Annotated in this window: 11 protein-coding genes and 2 tRNA genes; 5 read left to right on the forward strand and 8 right to left on the reverse strand. The window is 31.8% G+C overall.

All coding sequences use genetic code 11. The features are described 5' to 3' along the window. Positions 1-7: 7 nt before the first annotated feature. The gene (gene remA, locus UCYN_RS03435) at positions 8-277 is read left to right on the forward strand and encodes an extracellular matrix/biofilm regulator RemA (RefSeq protein ID WP_012954112.1); all 270 of its coding nucleotides are present in this window, start codon (positions 8-10) and stop codon (positions 275-277) included. A gap of 13 nt (positions 278-290) precedes the next feature. Beyond that, positions 291-845, forward strand: a complete 555-nt coding sequence (gene gmk, locus UCYN_RS03440; protein WP_041487749.1) for a guanylate kinase — start codon at positions 291-293, stop codon at positions 843-845. Between the two features lie 24 nt (positions 846-869). Here the strand turns inward: gmk and rlmN are convergent, their stop codons facing one another. Next, complete coding sequence (gene rlmN / locus UCYN_RS03445) at positions 870-1,895, reverse strand: dual-specificity RNA methyltransferase RlmN (RefSeq protein ID WP_012954114.1); 1,026 nt, start codon at positions 1,893-1,895, stop codon at positions 870-872. Positions 1,896-2,286: 391 nt separating this feature from the next. Here rlmN and UCYN_RS03450 point away from each other — a divergent pair, with 391 nt between their 5' ends. Beyond that, positions 2,287-3,858 (forward strand): photosystem II high light acclimation radical SAM protein, encoded by a 1,572-nt coding sequence (locus tag UCYN_RS03450; RefSeq protein WP_012954115.1) that lies wholly within the window; start codon positions 2,287-2,289, stop codon positions 3,856-3,858. Between the two features lie 197 nt (positions 3,859-4,055). Here UCYN_RS03450 and UCYN_RS03455 read toward each other — a convergent pair whose 3' ends face one another. The 6 genes from UCYN_RS03455 to sufB form a co-directional block, all read right to left on the reverse strand. Beyond that, positions 4,056-5,798: an ABC transporter ATP-binding protein gene (locus tag UCYN_RS03455; protein WP_012954116.1), complete on the reverse strand. Its 1,743-nt coding sequence runs from the start codon at positions 5,796-5,798 to the stop codon at positions 4,056-4,058. Positions 5,799-5,871: 73 nt separating this feature from the next. After that, positions 5,872-7,080, reverse strand: coding sequence for a lipid-A-disaccharide synthase-related protein (locus UCYN_RS03460; protein ID WP_041487853.1), 1,209 nt, complete (start codon positions 7,078-7,080; stop codon positions 5,872-5,874). Between the two features lie 350 nt (positions 7,081-7,430). Continuing rightward, positions 7,431-8,672 carry a SufS family cysteine desulfurase gene (locus UCYN_RS03465; RefSeq protein WP_012954118.1) on the reverse strand — a complete coding sequence of 414 codons (1,242 nt, stop codon included), beginning with the start codon at positions 8,670-8,672 and terminating at the stop codon, positions 7,431-7,433. A 55-nt stretch (positions 8,673-8,727) separates the two neighbouring features. After that, positions 8,728-10,059, reverse strand: a complete 1,332-nt coding sequence (sufD, locus tag UCYN_RS03470) for a Fe-S cluster assembly protein SufD (protein ID WP_012954119.1) — start codon at positions 10,057-10,059, stop codon at positions 8,728-8,730. Positions 10,060-10,172: 113 nt separating this feature from the next. Then, on the reverse strand, positions 10,173-10,943 hold the full coding sequence (gene sufC / locus UCYN_RS03475; RefSeq protein WP_012954120.1) for a Fe-S cluster assembly ATPase SufC: 771 nt from the start codon (positions 10,941-10,943) through the stop codon (positions 10,173-10,175). Between the two features lie 85 nt (positions 10,944-11,028). After that, positions 11,029-12,471, reverse strand: coding sequence for a Fe-S cluster assembly protein SufB (gene sufB, locus UCYN_RS03480; protein ID WP_012954121.1), 1,443 nt, complete (start codon positions 12,469-12,471; stop codon positions 11,029-11,031). Between the two features lie 811 nt (positions 12,472-13,282). On the opposite strand from sufB, the gene UCYN_RS03485 reads away from it, so the two are divergent. Beyond that, positions 13,283-13,355, forward strand: a tRNA-Thr gene (locus UCYN_RS03485). Positions 13,356-13,542: 187 nt separating this feature from the next. Further along, positions 13,543-16,341, forward strand: coding sequence for a preprotein translocase subunit SecA (gene secA / locus UCYN_RS03490; RefSeq protein WP_012954122.1), 2,799 nt, complete (start codon positions 13,543-13,545; stop codon positions 16,339-16,341). A 26-nt stretch (positions 16,342-16,367) separates the two neighbouring features. On the opposite strand, the gene UCYN_RS03495 is transcribed toward secA, so the two are convergent. Continuing rightward, positions 16,368-16,452 (reverse strand) — tRNA-Ser (locus UCYN_RS03495). Between the last annotated feature and the right edge of the window lie 180 nt (positions 16,453-16,632).

Here is a 16,632-nt window from a genome sequence, read left to right on the forward strand (position 1 = left end):
GGCTAATATGAAAAATATGCAACTTATCAATATTGGGTTTGGTAATATTGTGTCTGCTAATCGAATAGTTTCTATTGTCAGTCCAGATTCTGCCCCTATTAAACGTCTTGTTACTGATGCACGAGATAGAGGACAACTTATTGATGCCACATATGGTCGTCGCACTCGTGCTGTTATTATTACAGATTCTAGCCATATTATTTTATCTGCTATACAGCCGGAAACAATAGCTAATCGTTTTATTTCTGGCAAAGAAAATATTATAGATAGTAATTAGTAATTTATTTTTTATGATGTCAGGCAAACTTGTTGTATTAACTGGCCCTAGCGGTGTAGGAAAAGGCACAATAGTGCATTCTCTGTTAAATCGTTATCCAGATCTTTATTTATCAATTTCCGCGACCACTCGCTCTCCACGTGCTGGAGAAATTCATGGGAAGGACTATTATTTCGTCAACAATGAAAAATTTGAAGAAATGATTCGACAAAATCAACTACTAGAATGGGCTCAATATGCTGGAAACTATTATGGGACACCACGTCTTAATATTGAAGATAAAATTAGTAAAGGATTTATTGTTCTTTTAGAGATAGAGGTTGCTGGAGCAAAAACAATCAAAAAAACTTTTTCTAATGTTTTAAGAATCTTTATATTACCACCTTCTCTCACAGAACTCGAAAATCGTTTAAGAGGTAGAGCAACTGATTCTGAACAAGCTATTAAAAAACGGCTCAAACTTGCAAAAGAAGAATTAGCAGTTAGTCAAGAATTCGACAAGGTAATTATTAATAGCAACTTAGAGAAAACATTAGAGCAATTGGAATTAATTATATTTTCTGCATAAGAAACTATGTATTAAATACTAAAGCTACTTATGATATGACGCCCTTAACTGTCCACAAGCGGCATGTGTTTCAAGTCCTCTTGAATATCTAATACTTGTAGTAATTCCATACTTTTCAAGTTGATAGCAAAAGGCTTTAATTCTCTGAGGTGAAGACCGTTTATATTTAACTTCTTCAATAGGATTATAAGGAATTAAATTAACGTGGTTTTGAAACCCTTTAAGTAACTTAGCTAGTTCTACTGCTTGCTCTAGTGAATCATTAACTTCTTCCAAGAGGATATATTCAAATGTTAATCTTCTTTTCGTTATTTCAACATATTTTTTACAATCATTTATTAAGCTGGATAGAGTATAAAATTTCGACGTAGGAATTAGCTTCTCTCTTAATATTTGGTTAGAAGCATGAAGACTGACAGCAAAAGTAATCTGTAGCTTATGGTTAGCAAATTCTATAATTTTCTCAGGAATACCAACTGTTGATATAGTTAAAGAACGTTGTCCTATACCTATATCTTGATTAATTATTTTTATTGCTTTTATTATTTCTTTTATATTTAATAGAGGTTCTCCCATACCCATGAATACCACGTGGCTAACCCTTTGTTGAAAGTCTTCTTGAACAGTTAAAATTTGATCTATAATTTCTGCGCAGGTTAAATTCCTTTTAAAATCTCCTTTTCCGGTTGCGCAGAAATCACATTTCATAGGACATCCAACTTGTGAAGAGACACAAACAGTTAACCGTTTTGACGTTGGAATACCTACAGTTTCTATAATTAATCCATCTTGTAAATTTAATAAATATTTTCGAGTTTTATCTGGAGCAACTATGAGTTGATTAATACTAGAGCGACCTACCGGATAGTCTGCTATCTCTTTTCTCCAGTTTTTAGGAAATACGGATACTTCTTCCAGTGATTTAATACCTTTATGATATAACCACTGATGAAGCTGTTTCCCACGATAATTAGGCTGTCCTCGTTCTTCAACCCAATTAGTCAGTTCTTCTATAGATTTACCTAGTAATATATCTTGTTTTAATTGCATGAAAAACTTACAAAATTAAATAATTTTATTTATAAAAAATAAACAATGTGTGAATTAAAGCTTAACTAGAAACTATATCACAAGTTTTTTAGTAATATATGTTACTAAAAAACCAAAAACGAAAAATACATCATGCGTTTCATACCCAAAAAATTAAAAAGTATTAACTCCAATCAGTATTAAAAGCTTATGTAGTATGTATATTACAAAAAGTGTTACTTGCTCATTATTAATATAAAAGTTATCATTAATAGGGGTTCATTAAATTAGTTACTTTTATTTAAAAATTTGAAAGTACACTAAACCATCAGTTGAAATAAATTAATACTGTAATACTCTTCAAAACATACTCTAAAAACTCATTTCAGAAAAGGATTTTAGGATAACAATAATGAAAACACAGCGTATTTTATACTGTCGCCTTCCTTGTAATCCAATCTTTCCTATTGGTATAGTTTACTTATCAGATCATGTACATAAGCTATTCCCTAATATTGAACAAAAAATTCTTGATCTGGGAACAGTACCTCCGTTAGATTTCAAAAAAACTTTAAAAGATTGTATTGACGAATTTAAACCTACCTTGCTTATATTCTCCTGGAGAGATATTCAAATTTATGCTCCTGTAGGAGGCAGAAGCGGTAATCCTCTTCAAAATGCTTTTGAAGTATATTATTCACAAAATATTTTTACCCGTTTAAGAGGGGCACTAGGTGGCTTAAAGGTAGTAAAAGACTACTACAGTGAGTTATGGAGAAACGTAAATTTAATAAAGCTAGGTTTTAAACAAGCGCGTAAATATCATTCAAAAGTAAGAGTAATAGTTGGAGGTGGGGCTGCAAGTGTATTTTACGAACAAGTACAATATTATCTTCCTCGTGGAACTATTGTTTCAGTTGGTGAGGGTGAAGGCCTATTAAAGAAACTATTAAGCGGTCAAGATTTTTCCAATGAAAGATGCTACGTAATAGGAGAAAACCAACCTCGTGAAAGATTAATACATGAGTTTCCTGAGCCCTTGTATAAAACATCCTGTGACTATGACTATATAGAAACTATTTGGAACGAGTTTAATTATTACTTTGAAGAAAGTGATTTCTATATTGGTGTACAAACTAAACGAGGCTGTCCTCATAACTGTTGTTATTGCGTATACACAGTTGTTGAAGGTAAACAAGTTAGAATAAATCCTGTTAATGAAGTAGTTAAAGAAATGCAACAACTTTATAAAAGAGGAATTCGGAACTTTTGGTTTACAGATGCACAATTTATACCTGCTCGCAAATTTATTAAAGATGCAGAAGAGTTATTAGAAGAAATCATTAAATCTGGTATGACAGATATCAATTGGGCAGCATACATTAGAGCAGATAATTTAACTCCAAAATTATGTGATTTAATGGTAAAAACAGGTATTAGTTATTTTGAAATTGGTATTACTAGTGGTTCGCAAGAATTAGTTAGAAAAATGCGAATGGGATACAATTTAAAAACTGTTCTACAAAATTGTCGTTTCTTAAAAGATGCAGGATTTAATAGTCTAGTCTCTGTTAATTATTCTTTTAATGTTATTGATGAGACATTTGATACTATTCGCCAAACTATCGCATATCACAGAACTTTAGAAGAGATATTTGGAAAAGACAAAGTTGAACCAGCTATTTTTTTTATTGGCCTACAACCTCACACACATTTAGAAGAATATGCATTTCAGCATAAAATTTTAAAACCTAATTATAATCCAATGAGCTTAATGCCTTGGACAGCAAGAAAACTTTTATGGAATCCTGAGCCATTAGGAAGCTTCTTTGGCGAAGTTTGCCTACAAGCATGGAAAAAAAATCCTCACGACTTTGGTAGAGAAGTGATGGATATTCTAGAACACAAACTAGGGAAATCTAAAATAGAGCAAGCGTTATCTGCACCAATAATCTCTAAGGAAAAGCATTTTTCTCAAGTATAAGTAGAAGTCATTGGCAAACTATATATATTAAATATATTATTTTTAATTCAAATTTTATTAACTCAAGATACTTGGGCAAATTTAAGTAAAATATTTGTCTATCGAAAATTAGTCAATATGAATTAATTTTAGATCCACAACGAGCTTATATTGATGCATTGATTAGAATTTCTATAGATAATAGATGCAGAAAAAACTTAAAACTGATCTAGTCTTTTAGCATATTGTTGTTCATAGAACTTCGCATAATGTCCTTTTTTAACTAATAATTGGTCGTGATTACCTGACTCGACGATTTGTCCATCTTCTAAGACTACTATGCAATCAGCATTTCTAATGGTACTCAGACGATGAGCGACAACAAAAACTGTACGATTTTCCATGACTCTTTCTAATGCCTCTTGGACCAAGGCTTCTGATGAAGAATCTAAAGCCGATGTAGCTTCATCTAATATCATAATACGAGGATTTAACATAACAGCTCTAGCAATTGCTATTCTCTGTTTTTGCCCTCCTGAAAGATTTACGCCTCTTTCTCCTACCCAAGTATGATAACCTTGAGGGAACTGCATAATAAATGAATGTGCATTTGCAATTTGTGAAGCTTTCTCTATTGCCTTAAAGTCTAATTGGTCTTGTCCATAAGCAATATTTTGAGCAATAGTACCTGAAAATAAAATATTTTCTTGTGGAACAATTCCAATCTGTCTTCGTAAACTAACTATATCAAGATCTCTAATATCTATATCGTCAATAGAAATTTTTCCTTTCTGAGGATCATAGAAACGCGAAATTAATTTTACTAAAGTTGTTTTACCAGCTCCTGAAGCTCCGACTAGAGCGATGACTTGTCCAGGTTTAACTAATAAGTTGACATTTTTCAAAACTTGTTTATCTTGTTTGTAGTAGAAACTAACTTCTGAAAGTTCTACTTTACCTAATACTATCGGTAAGTTCAAAGAGTCTTTTTTCTGTTCGATTGCCGGTTGTACATCTATTAATTCAAAAATACGATCTACAGATGCTTCAGCTTGTTTGAATTCATTATAATTACTTGTAATTAAATCAATTGGTTGGAGCAATATAGCAACTGCTGCCAAATAGCTTACAAAGTCTTCTGATTTTAAATTTCCCTGAGAGATTTGCCATCCTCCAATAAAGAATAAAAACATGATACTGACAGCTTCCAAGAATCCAACAATGGGATATTGAGTAGCTTTCAATTTCTCTGTTTTATATCTTGCATTTCTATTATGCCTAGCTTCCTGTGAAAACCTTTCAACTTCATAATCTTGCGCAGCAAATGCTTGTACTACACTAATACCGCTAAAAACTTCTGTAAGCAAAGACGATAAATTAGAAATTCGGCTTTGACTACGGCTAGATAATACTAATAATCTCTCTCCAAAGCTACTAACCAGAACTGCCATTAAAGGAGCTAAAACTAAGCTAGCAATAGTTAGTTGCCAATTCAGATAAAGCATATATAAAGGAATGACAATCAATTGAAGTACGTTTGAAACAAATTGATGGGATAACTTATCTACAATTTCTCCAATTTTATCTATATCTTCAGTTAATCGATAAGTAAGGTCTCCTGTTGATGAAGTTTCAAAGTAATCTAGCCCTAACTTATGTAAGTGTGCATACGTTTTTTTGCGCACAGTTAAAACCATTTCCAAGGAGGCATTAATCATAAAGATATTCTGTCCATATTGAAAAATACCTCGTATTAAGAAGGCTAATGCTCCTAATCCTAGCCAGTAAGTAACCTCTTGAAGTCTTCCTTGTCCAATATACAAAGATACTTTTCCTGCAAGATGTGGAAGCGATAAGGTTACTAGGACGAAACCTAAAATACATAACAATCCCTTAGATAGGGATAACCATTCTTTTAATAAATAAGGTAATAAGCGTAACCAATTTGATTTTTTTTTCATGTTAAAAAACTAGAACCATTTTTATCTTTCTGTTAGTAAATGGTGATTTTATAAACCTTTAACTTAATAAATATTAATTATTATTAACACCTAAATGTTTTAATAAAGAATTTGCAATTCTAATAGAAGCTCCAGGAGGACCAAATCTATTTTGCCCTTGTTCTATACAATCTAAGAGGTATTTTTTATTATTTATAGTATCTACTACGCATTTAGCAGCCTCTTTTAGAGTTTCTAATGATGCAGGGCCTGTTCCGATAGTCTGGGCACAGCTGCCAATTAATCTTGTTTGTGCTTCAGCGAAACTATAGGTAAACTGGGGGCCTTCTCCAGGTATTTGAATTACTGGCTTTCCAATAGCTATACCTTGATCTACTGCCAATCCTGCCATTCCGAGCATTAAAGTACATTCATGTAAAATATCATTAAAAGCATCTGAATAGCATAATATTTCTATACTTACTGCATCATCCTTATAAATTAGTTTATTTCCATTACATTCCCACCCTTTGCTATCAGCAATTTCTCCTAATTTATGCATTAGTTTCGGAACTAGGGCTGCACGAAATTCAACTTTTGGGAAAGGTATAAGCTTACAAATTTCCAGAACAAGATCTAACTGTAATGTAAAGTTACGAATCGCTTCTGGTAGTCTTGAACCTGGTAGAAGAGCGATCATAGGATTATTAGTCTTAAGACTTAGATCTTTTCCAGTAGGCTTTAGTTTGTCAAGAGAAGGTATACCACCAAATTGAGCTTTATTAATATGTTGATTTTGTAAATCTTGAGCAGTATAAGGATCTCTGGTAAACACAGTCAAACATCGAGAAGAACGTAAAAAGGTACCCAGGAGAGGACCTATGTTTAATTTTCCTTCATAAAGAGCAGACAAGCAAGAAATGAAAGAAACATAAGGGCGACCAGTAGAATAAGCAAAACCTTGAGATATTGAATCTCCTGTAGCCATTATTAAATCACAAGTAGCAGAGTACTCCCAAACCTTTTGTAGCTGCCTCCAAGTTAAACCTAGTAATCCCGACTGTAAGTCTTTCAAAAAATGTAATCTATTAGTATAAGAGAAGCCACCAGATGGTATATTCTGTGTCGGGCCAATAATAGGAACTCCCAGTCGACGATAAGCATTACCTTCACCAACTATAGACATTGCTGCTATATCTACATTGGGATATATCTCTAATAAAGTTTCAATAATATAAGATGAATGATTATCTTCTCCATGACCATTACTAATAAATAAGATTCGTTTTGATGATGATGACATAATGATTTTTTCAGGAAATTTCTGATAATTACTATTTAAACCCAAATTGTAGAATTTACTAATTTTGTTTTGAAAAAGTTATTTAAATATTACTAAACTAACTTTTGTAGGAGTTTAAAAATTTATCTAGCCGATTGAGGTTTCATAAAATGAAAATAACGTTAAATGAAATATAAACTGACTTTTAGCTCCCGAGAAAAATAAACACGAACTTCTCAGTTAGCATATATTAGTAGATCATATTCTGATTTATTAATGTAATTCTTCGACACATTATTTTGAATAAAAACTATGATAAATATCAACAAAAAATAAACGGTATTTATTATAATCTAAATTCATTTTTTTTATTAGATTATTTTTGTAAAAAAATTAATAGTTTCTTTTAAAGCTACGATAAATTCATCTACTTCTTCAAGAGTATTATAAAAGTATAAACTTGCCCTAGCACTTCCTGAGATTTGTAACAAACGATGTAACGGTTGAGTGCAGTGATCTCCAGAACGAATAGCTATTCCTTCATTATCTAATAAAGTTGACAAATCACTACCATGTATACCATTTACATTAAATGATGCTAGAGCAGCTCTTCCTGTACCATTTTTAATTTTTGTACCACCATAAATCCTAAGGTCTGGGATTTCTTCTAATCTTTGGAATAAATAACTCGATAACTGTTCTTCATAAGAATGGATAGTATCCATCCCTATCTCTGTTAAATAATCAACAGCTCTTCCTAAAGCTATTGCTTCTGCTATTGCTGGGGTTCCTGCTTCAAATTTGTGAGGTAGTTCTCCATAAGTAAAATGATCAAGAAATACTTTATCTATCATTTCCCCTCCACCTAAGAATGGAGGCATTGATTCTAGGATTTCTCGTTTTCCATATAAAAAGCCAATACCTGAGGGACCACACATTTTATGACCACTTGCGACTAACCAATCACAGTCAATATTCTGCACATCAATTGGAGTATGTGGGACACTTTGACATGCATCAATAAGTACTTTAGCTCCAACACTATGAGATAGTCTAGTTATTTCTTCAACTGGGTTCATGCAACCTAGCATATTAGAGACATGAACTATGGAAACCAGTTTGGTTTTTTTAGATAAAATAGATTTAAAATGATCTAGATCAAGATCTTCATTCTCCGTTAATTGAATGTACTTTATGTTGGCTCCTGTCTGTTTAGCAATTATTTGCCATGGAATTAAATTACTATGATGTTCCATCACAGAAGTCAATATTTCATCTCCTGGCTTAAGATTGTTTAATCCCCAACTATAAGCAACTAAATTAATAGATTCTGTAGCATTTCTTGTGAAAATTATTTCTTCTCGATCATTTGAATTAATAAATTTTGCAAGTTTATCACGAGATGCTTCATAAGATTCTGTAGCTCTAATACTTAAGGAATGAGAACCACGATGAACGTTAGCATTATCTTTTTCATAGTAATGGCGTAAAGCATCAAGAACAACTGTTGGTTTTTGAGACGTTGCAGCACTATCTAGATAAATTAAGGATTTGCCTTGTATTGTTTGATTTAAAACTGGAAACTCATTTCGAATATTTTGAATTAAAGTCATAATAAAATTACTGTAAGTATTTTACAATTCAATAGTTTGTGCAGATAAACTAATATTATTTAATATCAGAAGCAATATACTTTATCAGTTTTTGTTCGAGAGATTTATGAGGTATCTTCATTAATATTTCACGCATAAAAGCATCTACTAGCAGATGACGCGCTTCAAGTTCGCTTAAACCACGACTTTGTAGATAAAAAAGCTCATTAGCTTCTAACTGGGTAATAGTAGCACCATGAGAACATTTAACATTGTCTGCTATGATTTGGAGCTCTGGCTTAGTGTTTATATGAGAATTTTTTGATAACAGTAAATTACGATTTAGTTGTTTAGCTTTAGTTATTTGAGCAAGTTTAGATACAATAATTTTTCCATCAAAAATTCCATGAGCTTTATCATCAATGACGTATTTGTGTAACTGATCAATTATTCCGTTAGGATAATTAAGATTAATAGAAGTTTTAGTACAAGAAATTTGGTCATTACCAAGAAGACTCAAGCCATTTAAATAGCTTTCTGTCCGAGCTCCATTTTGAAAAATTTCTATATTATTACGAGAAACCTTCGATCCTAAATCAAACTGATTTAGGACATAAAAACTGTCTTGATTTTGAGTAATATTACTTTTGCTAATATGGAAACTAATATTTGATTCCAGCTGTATTCGACTATGAATAACTCGTGAATTATCTTTTAAAAAAATTTCTGTTACAGAATTAGTAAAATAAGGAACAATTTGATCTAATTCCAAATATGGATTTTCTACAGTTGAATAGTATTCAACTATAGAAAGATCAGATCCCTTCTCTGCTACAACTAATGTACGTGGTTGTATTAGTAAAGAATTTTTCTGTTTAGTTGCAATAAATAACAACTGAATTGGATCTTTAATAGTTATATTCTCGTTAACTATTATGATTGCAGGATCAACTAGGCCTATCGTATTAAGTCTACTAAATATATCTTTCTTATTTTGGTCACTATTTAACAAAGTATATATTTCATTTTTCTTTATATCTGGTACATCTTGCAATGTACCAATAAATATATCATCAGACGATAAAGCAATATCTGATAAAGCTCTATCATATTGGCCATCTACAAATACGATGCAATTAGAATTAGCTTCAGAAACAACGAGATCTTTAATACTTTCTTTTGTAATTTTTGTAGCTTTTGCAATTTTAAATTGATATTTATATAGTTCCGCAAGATTCATAAATCTCCATTCTTCCTCTTTAGAGGTAGGAAAAGATAACTCTTTAATTTTCTGAAGTGAATCCTGTTTTAAACTTTGAAAACTATCAATATCATCAATATGAAATTGACTTAATAGGTTGTCTAAATAAACTTCTTTATTCGTTGTTTCTAATATGGAGTTTTTCATGCATTTAAAATTAATAATTGCAAATACAAAGATAATCTTGAATTGTAAAATATTCGAAATGACTAAGGTTTTAAGATTTTGATATTTAATAAACTATTAAATATACAAGTAATCTAAATTCCCTTTAGTAATTTTTCTTCTATAAAATCATAACCAGTTTCTTCTAATTCTAAAGCTAGCTCTTTGCCACCACTAATAACAATTTTTCCATCATACATAACATGAATATGATGAGGCTCAATATATGTAAGCAACCTTTGATAGTGAGTAATTAGTAAAAAAGCATTGTTAGCATGAGCTAATTGATTAACTCCATCAGCAACAATTCTTAAAGCATCAATATCTAAACCAGAATCAATTTCATCTAAAATAGCTAATGTTGGCTCTAATAATGCCATTTGAAGAATTTCATTACGTTTTTTTTCTCCACCAGAGAAACCTTCGTTTAAGCTTCTGTCTAAAAAAGCAGGGTTCATCTTAACAATATCTAACTTTTGTTCAACTAAATCTTCAAAATCAAAAGTATCTATTTCTTCTAATCCTAAATGTTTTCTCCGAATATTATAAGCAACTCTGAGAAAATCAAGATTACTTACTCCAGGAATCTCTAAAGGATATTGAAAAGCTAAAAAAATCCCTTCTAGTGCTCTCTCGTTCGGCTCTTTTTCTAGAATATTTTGTCCTTTATAAATTATTTCTCCTCCAGTGACTTCATAGTCAGGATGTCCTGCAATAACTTTTGAAAAAGTACTTTTTCCAGATCCATTTCTACCCATGATTGCATGGATTTCTCCTGCTTTAATTTCTAAGTTAACACCTTTTAAAATAGGAGTTCCATTAATATTGGCAGATAAATTCTTGACAGATAAGATAACATTGTCCATAGTTTTTTTTAAATACCTAATAACAAACTAACTATATTTCAATTAATACTCGTATTTTAATTGATCAAACAATAATTTAATTATATTAACCTACGCTTCCTTCTAACTTAAGGCTTAGTAATTTATCCGCTTCAGAGGCAAATTCCATAGGTAATTCATTTAATACATCTTTGCAGAATCCACTAACTATAATTGAAACTGCATCTTCTTCAGGAATACCTCTCTGAGCGAAGTAAAACAATTGATCTTCTCCTATTTTAGAGGTAGAAGCTTCGTGCTCAACCTTTGTCGTATTATTATTTGCTTGGATATAAGGAAAGGTATTGGCTTCTGCATTATCCCCAATTAACATGGAGTCACACTGAGAATAATTTCTAGCCCCTTTAGCCTTAGGATTCATCTTGACCAAGCCTCTATAACTATTTTTAGAATTTCCTGCAGAAATTCCTTTTGAAATGATAGTACTGCGGGTATTTTCCCCAATATGTATCATTTTAGTTCCAGTATCTGCTTGTTGTTTATTATTAGTAAGCGCAATAGAATAGAATTCTCCAATAGAATTATCCCCTAATAATACACAGCTTGGATATTTCCAGGTAATGGCTGAGCCTGTTTCTACTTGAGTCCAAGATATTTTAGAATTGACTCCTTTGCAAAGTCCCCTCTTAGTAACGAAATTATAAATCCCTCCTTTTCCTTTTTCGTCACCAGCATACCAATTTTGAACGGTAGAATATTTAATACTGGCATTATCCAAGGCGACAAGTTCAACCACTGCAGCATGCAACTGATTAGTATCAAACATTGGAGCGGTACAACCTTCTAAATAACTAACTGATGCCCCTTCTTCTGCTACTATTAGAGTTCTTTCAAATTGTCCTGAACTTCCATTGTTAATACGAAAATATGTTGAAAGCTCCATAGGGCACTTTACACCTTTAGGAATAAAAGCAAAAGAGCCATCACTAAATACAGCAGAATTTAAAGCAGAAAAAAAGTTATCAGTGATAGGTATGACACTTCCGAGATATTTTTTAACCAACTCAGGATATAACTTTAGTGCTTCAGATATAGAACAAAATATAACTCCAGATTCAGATAACTTTTCTTTAAATGTTGTAACTATTGATACACTATCAAAAATGACATCAACAGCCACATTACTGAGACGTTTTTGTTCTGACAGAGAAATTCCAAGTTTATTAAAAGTTTCTATCAATGCAGGATCAACTTCATCTAGATTATTAAGTTTCTCTTTTTTTTGCTTTGGAGCAGCATAATAAATAATATTTTGATAATCAATTTTTGGATATGTAACATGGGCCCAAGAAGGCTCTACCATCTTCTGCCATTGTTTAAAAGCTTTGAGACGGAAATCAAGCATGAAATCTGGTTCATCTTTCTTTGCTGAAATGAGACGTACTACTTCTTCATTTAAGCCGCAAGGAATAGTATCAGATTCAATGTCAGTAACAAAGCCATATTTATAAGGTTGATTGACTAGGTTCTTGACGGTTGTTGCATTCATTAGATTTTAAGTTCTCCATTTCTCTATAATGATTCTCACCAGGCAGTGGAGAGTTAAATAATTTTAGATGACTCAAAATTATTATCATAAATAAGGCGTAGATCATAACAGCCTTAAAATATGTGTTCTTTGAGCAGCAATCAATAAAATAACATTTATATGTCTTAATTATATCTCATAGTAAACTAATTAGTTGATAAAGTGTTATCTCTTAAAGCTATATCAACTGTGCTTTCAGGTTTTTGCAGTTAACACACACTTTGATTTAAAAAACAATAACTGTATAACTCCTTTTAATTAAATAAAATATTTTCTAACATTTACTTAGGAAATAAAGTTATCGTAAAAACTTACAAAAGCCTCTAATAGCATTTAAAACAATTTATGGTAGCTAAAAACATACAAAACCAAAGAAATGGTAAAACAATAATTAATACTAAGAAAAGTTTAAAAATTACAATATATTTATTTTCTAATGAGTTTTGTAAATGAGTTAAAGACATATTACTTCTCAAATAAATATGAATAGTTGCTAGGATCTTTTTTATAGATTTCAATCGAAGCAATAAGAGGAAAAATCATAAAAGCAATAGAAAAACATGCTTATAAGTGTTCAATGCAATTAAATATAAATTATTGATTTAATGTTAATTTTTATGAATCTATTTAATTTATAATTTTTTTCTACGTAAGTTTTAGCATATGTATAATTCATATTAAAGTATGAATTTTGTTTTTTTTTAATAAAGAAGAGTAAAGTGTGTTATAGTATTTTCTGCCCATGCAAAGCTCGTATAGGGTCTATTTTATTGCTTCCTTAGCTCAGTTGGTAGAGCAACTCACTTGTAATGAGTAGGTCGTCGGTTCAAGTCCGACAGGGAGCTTCGCTAAAGTAAGATGAATTATAATTACAATCTTAATTGGTATTTTTCCTTCTAAGCAATAATGTCCTCATGTAGATACAATAATCTAGTAATCTATATTCAACTTAATAGTTAGAAATCTTAATCTCGTATTTAGCAAATATGAGAGAGCAGTTCAAAAGCAAAGTTAATTTTAAAAAAATATCTTATGTTTAAAACTTTATTTGGTGATCCCAACACTAGAAAAATTAAAAAGTTCCATCCTGTTGTTGCAGAGATTAATGCATTAGAAGCAGATATTCATAAATTATCTGATCAACAGCTTAAATATAAAACAAATGAATTCAGAGAGTTACTAGAAACAGTCAATAGTGACGAAGAATTAAGAAATATCTTAAATGAAATTCTTCCAGAGGCTTTCGCTGTTGTAAGAGAAGCAAGTATTCGTGTTTTAGGAATGCGCCATTTCGATGTACAACTTATTGGTGGAATGGTTCTTCATAAAGGGCAAATTGCGGAAATGAAAACTGGAGAAGGGAAAACCCTTGTCGGAACCTTGCCTGCTTATTTGAATGGACTTACAAAAAAAGGGGTTCATATTGTTACTGTTAACGATTATTTAGCTCGTAGAGATGCAGAATGGATGGGACAAGTTCATCGTTTTCTTGGGTTAAGTGTTGGACTTATTCAATCAGGAATGAATCCTGAAGAACGTAGAAAAAATTATTCTTGTGACATAACTTACACTACTAATAGTGAGTTAGGTTTTGACTATTTACGGGATAATATGGCAACGTCTATGTCTGAAGTCGTACAACGCCCTCCATACTATTGCATTATTGATGAAGTTGATTCTATATTGATAGATGAAGCTCGTACTCCATTAATAATATCTGGGCAAGTAGAGAGACCAACAGAAAAGTATCTTAAGGCTACTGAAATTGCAAAACATCTTGAAAAACAATTATCTGAAGATGATCAAAAAGAATACGAAGTAGACGAAAAAGCTCGTAATGTCCTAATGACTGATCAAGGTTTTGAGAAAGCTGAAAAACTATTAGGAGTTCAAGACTTATATGATCAAGAAAACCCTTGGGCTCATTATATTTTCAATGCTGTTAAAGCTAAAGAACTGTTTACCAAAGATGTTAACTATATAGTTAAAAACCAAGAAGTTGTTATTGTTGACGAATTTACTGGCCGTGTCTTAGCTGGAAGACGTTGGAGTGATGGACTTCATCAAGCTATCGAAGCTAAAGAAGAAGTTCCTATTCAAAAAGAGACACAAACTTTAGCTACTATTACTTATCAAAATTTTTTCCTGCTATATAATCAATTATCAGGAATGACCGGGACCGCTAAAACAGAAGAAACAGAATTAGAAAAAATCTATAATCTCCAAGTTACAATTATTCCAACTAATAGACCTTCCCAGCGCCATGATAATCCAGATGTAGTATATAAAACGGAAAAAGCCAAATGGAAAGCAGTAGCACAAGAAGTTGAAGAATTTCATAAGTTAGGGCGTCCTATTTTGGTTGGAACAACTAGTGTTGAAAAGTCAGATGTAATATCTGCTCTACTTCAAGAAAAGAATATTCCTCATAATATTCTGAATGCTAGACCAGAAAATGTAGAAAGAGAATCAGAAATTGTTGCACAAGCAGGCAGGAAAGGAGCAGTAACAATTGCTACTAATATGGCAGGAAGGGGGACAGATATTATTTTAGGCGGAAATTCAGATTACATGGCACGTCTTAAAATCCGAGAATATTTAATGCCCCAAGTTGTTATACCTGAAGATAATAATTTAACAAAAGAGAAAAAAATTAGTAATACTAATTCTCGAGGCTTTGGGCAAGATCAGAACAAGAAAAAATGGCAACCGTCAGTTGATATTTTTCCTACTCAACTTTCTCAAAAAACACAAGAATTGATTAAAAGTGTAGTTAAATTTGCTGTTGACAAATATGGGCTGCAAAGTGTTACAGAACTAGAGGCAGAAGAGAAAATAGCCATTGCTTCTGAAAATGCACCTACTGAAGATGTTTTTGTTCTCAAATTGAGAGAAGTCTATAAAATCATACGTCAAGAATATGATGTATATACAGATGCAGAACATGACGAAGTGGTGAAACTAGGAGGGTTATATGTAATGGCTACAGAGCGCCACGAATCTCGTCGAGTTGATAATCAATTAAGAGGAAGATCTGGAAGGCAAGGAGATCCAGGAACAACTAAGTTTTTTCTGAGTTTAGAAGATAATTTATTAAGAATATTTGGTGGAGATCGTGTTGTAGGGTTAATGAATGCTTTTCGAGTTGAAGAAGAAATGCCTATTGAGTCAAAGATGTTAACCCGTTCTCTAGAAGGGGCTCAAAAGAAAGTAGAAACTTTCTATTACGATACTCGAAAGCAGGTTTTTGAGTATGATGAAGTAATGAATAATCAGAGACGAGCTATTTATGCTGAACGTCGTCGTGTACTAGAGGGCTTAGATCTTAAAGAACAAGTTTTGCAATATGCAGAAAAAACAATGGATGAGATTGTTGATGCATATGTTAATCCAGAACTTCCGCCCGAAGAGTGGGATGTGAAAAATTTAGTAAATAAGATTAAAGAGTTTGTTTATCTCCTAAAAGACATTGTTGCGGAAGATGTGGAAGAAATGACTGTTGGAGAAATGAAAATTTTTCTTCATGAAGAAGTTCGTAAAGCTTATGACATAAAAGAAAATCAAGTTGATAAAACCCGACCTGGTTTAATGAGAGAAGCAGAAAGATTCTTTATACTACAGCAAATTGATACACTATGGCGTGAGCATTTACAATCTATGGATGCTTTAAGAGAGTCTATTGGATTGAGAGGTTATGGGCAGAAAGATCCACTTATTGAATATAAACAAGAAGGTTATGAAATGTTTCTGGAAATGATGGTTGATATTCGAAGAAACGTCGTTTATTCTTTATTTCAATTTCAACCTCAAGAACAACCTCCAACAGTATAATTGGAAAGTTACATAACTATGGGAAACGGAGAGGGTGGGATTCGAACCCACGTTGGCTTTCACCAAACCCGATTTCAAGTCGGGCGCATTCGACCACTCTGCCACCTCTCCACATTCATGGAAACATTATCTTAACATATAACTATTAAAAATTCCTAAAACAATATAGCAATCAATCTTTGTAAGAAAAATATGTAAAAGTCAGCACTATTATCAACATTTGGAAATAGGGTTAAGAAAGTTACTTTAAATTAAAAAAAGATAACTTTTTAAACTAATTTTTTAATTTGT

Source organism: Candidatus Atelocyanobacterium thalassa isolate ALOHA (assembly GCF_000025125.1).
Lineage (GTDB): Bacteria > Cyanobacteriota > Cyanobacteriia > Cyanobacteriales > Microcystaceae > Atelocyanobacterium > Atelocyanobacterium thalassae.

Excerpts from the sequence above, each read along its gene's own strand:
- remA (WP_012954112.1), top strand. The coding sequence starts at position 8 with ATGAAAAATATGCAACTTATCAATATTGGGTTTGGTAATATTGTGTCT.
- gmk (WP_041487749.1), top strand. The coding sequence starts at position 291 with ATGATGTCAGGCAAACTTGTTGTATTAACTGGCCCTAGCGGTGTAGGA.
- rlmN (WP_012954114.1), bottom strand. The coding sequence starts at position 1,895 with ATGCAATTAAAACAAGATATATTACTAGGTAAATCTATAGAAGAACTG.
- UCYN_RS03450 (WP_012954115.1), top strand. The coding sequence starts at position 2,287 with ATGAAAACACAGCGTATTTTATACTGTCGCCTTCCTTGTAATCCAATC.
- UCYN_RS03455 (WP_012954116.1), bottom strand. The coding sequence starts at position 5,798 with ATGAAAAAAAAATCAAATTGGTTACGCTTATTACCTTATTTATTAAAA.
- UCYN_RS03460 (WP_041487853.1), bottom strand. The coding sequence starts at position 7,080 with ATGTCATCATCATCAAAACGAATCTTATTTATTAGTAATGGTCATGGA.
- UCYN_RS03465 (WP_012954118.1), bottom strand. The coding sequence starts at position 8,672 with ATGACTTTAATTCAAAATATTCGAAATGAGTTTCCAGTTTTAAATCAA.
- sufD (WP_012954119.1), bottom strand. The coding sequence starts at position 10,059 with ATGAAAAACTCCATATTAGAAACAACGAATAAAGAAGTTTATTTAGAC.
- sufC (WP_012954120.1), bottom strand. The coding sequence starts at position 10,943 with ATGGACAATGTTATCTTATCTGTCAAGAATTTATCTGCCAATATTAAT.
- sufB (WP_012954121.1), bottom strand. The coding sequence starts at position 12,471 with ATGAATGCAACAACCGTCAAGAACCTAGTCAATCAACCTTATAAATAT.
- secA (WP_012954122.1), top strand. The coding sequence starts at position 13,543 with ATGTTTAAAACTTTATTTGGTGATCCCAACACTAGAAAAATTAAAAAG.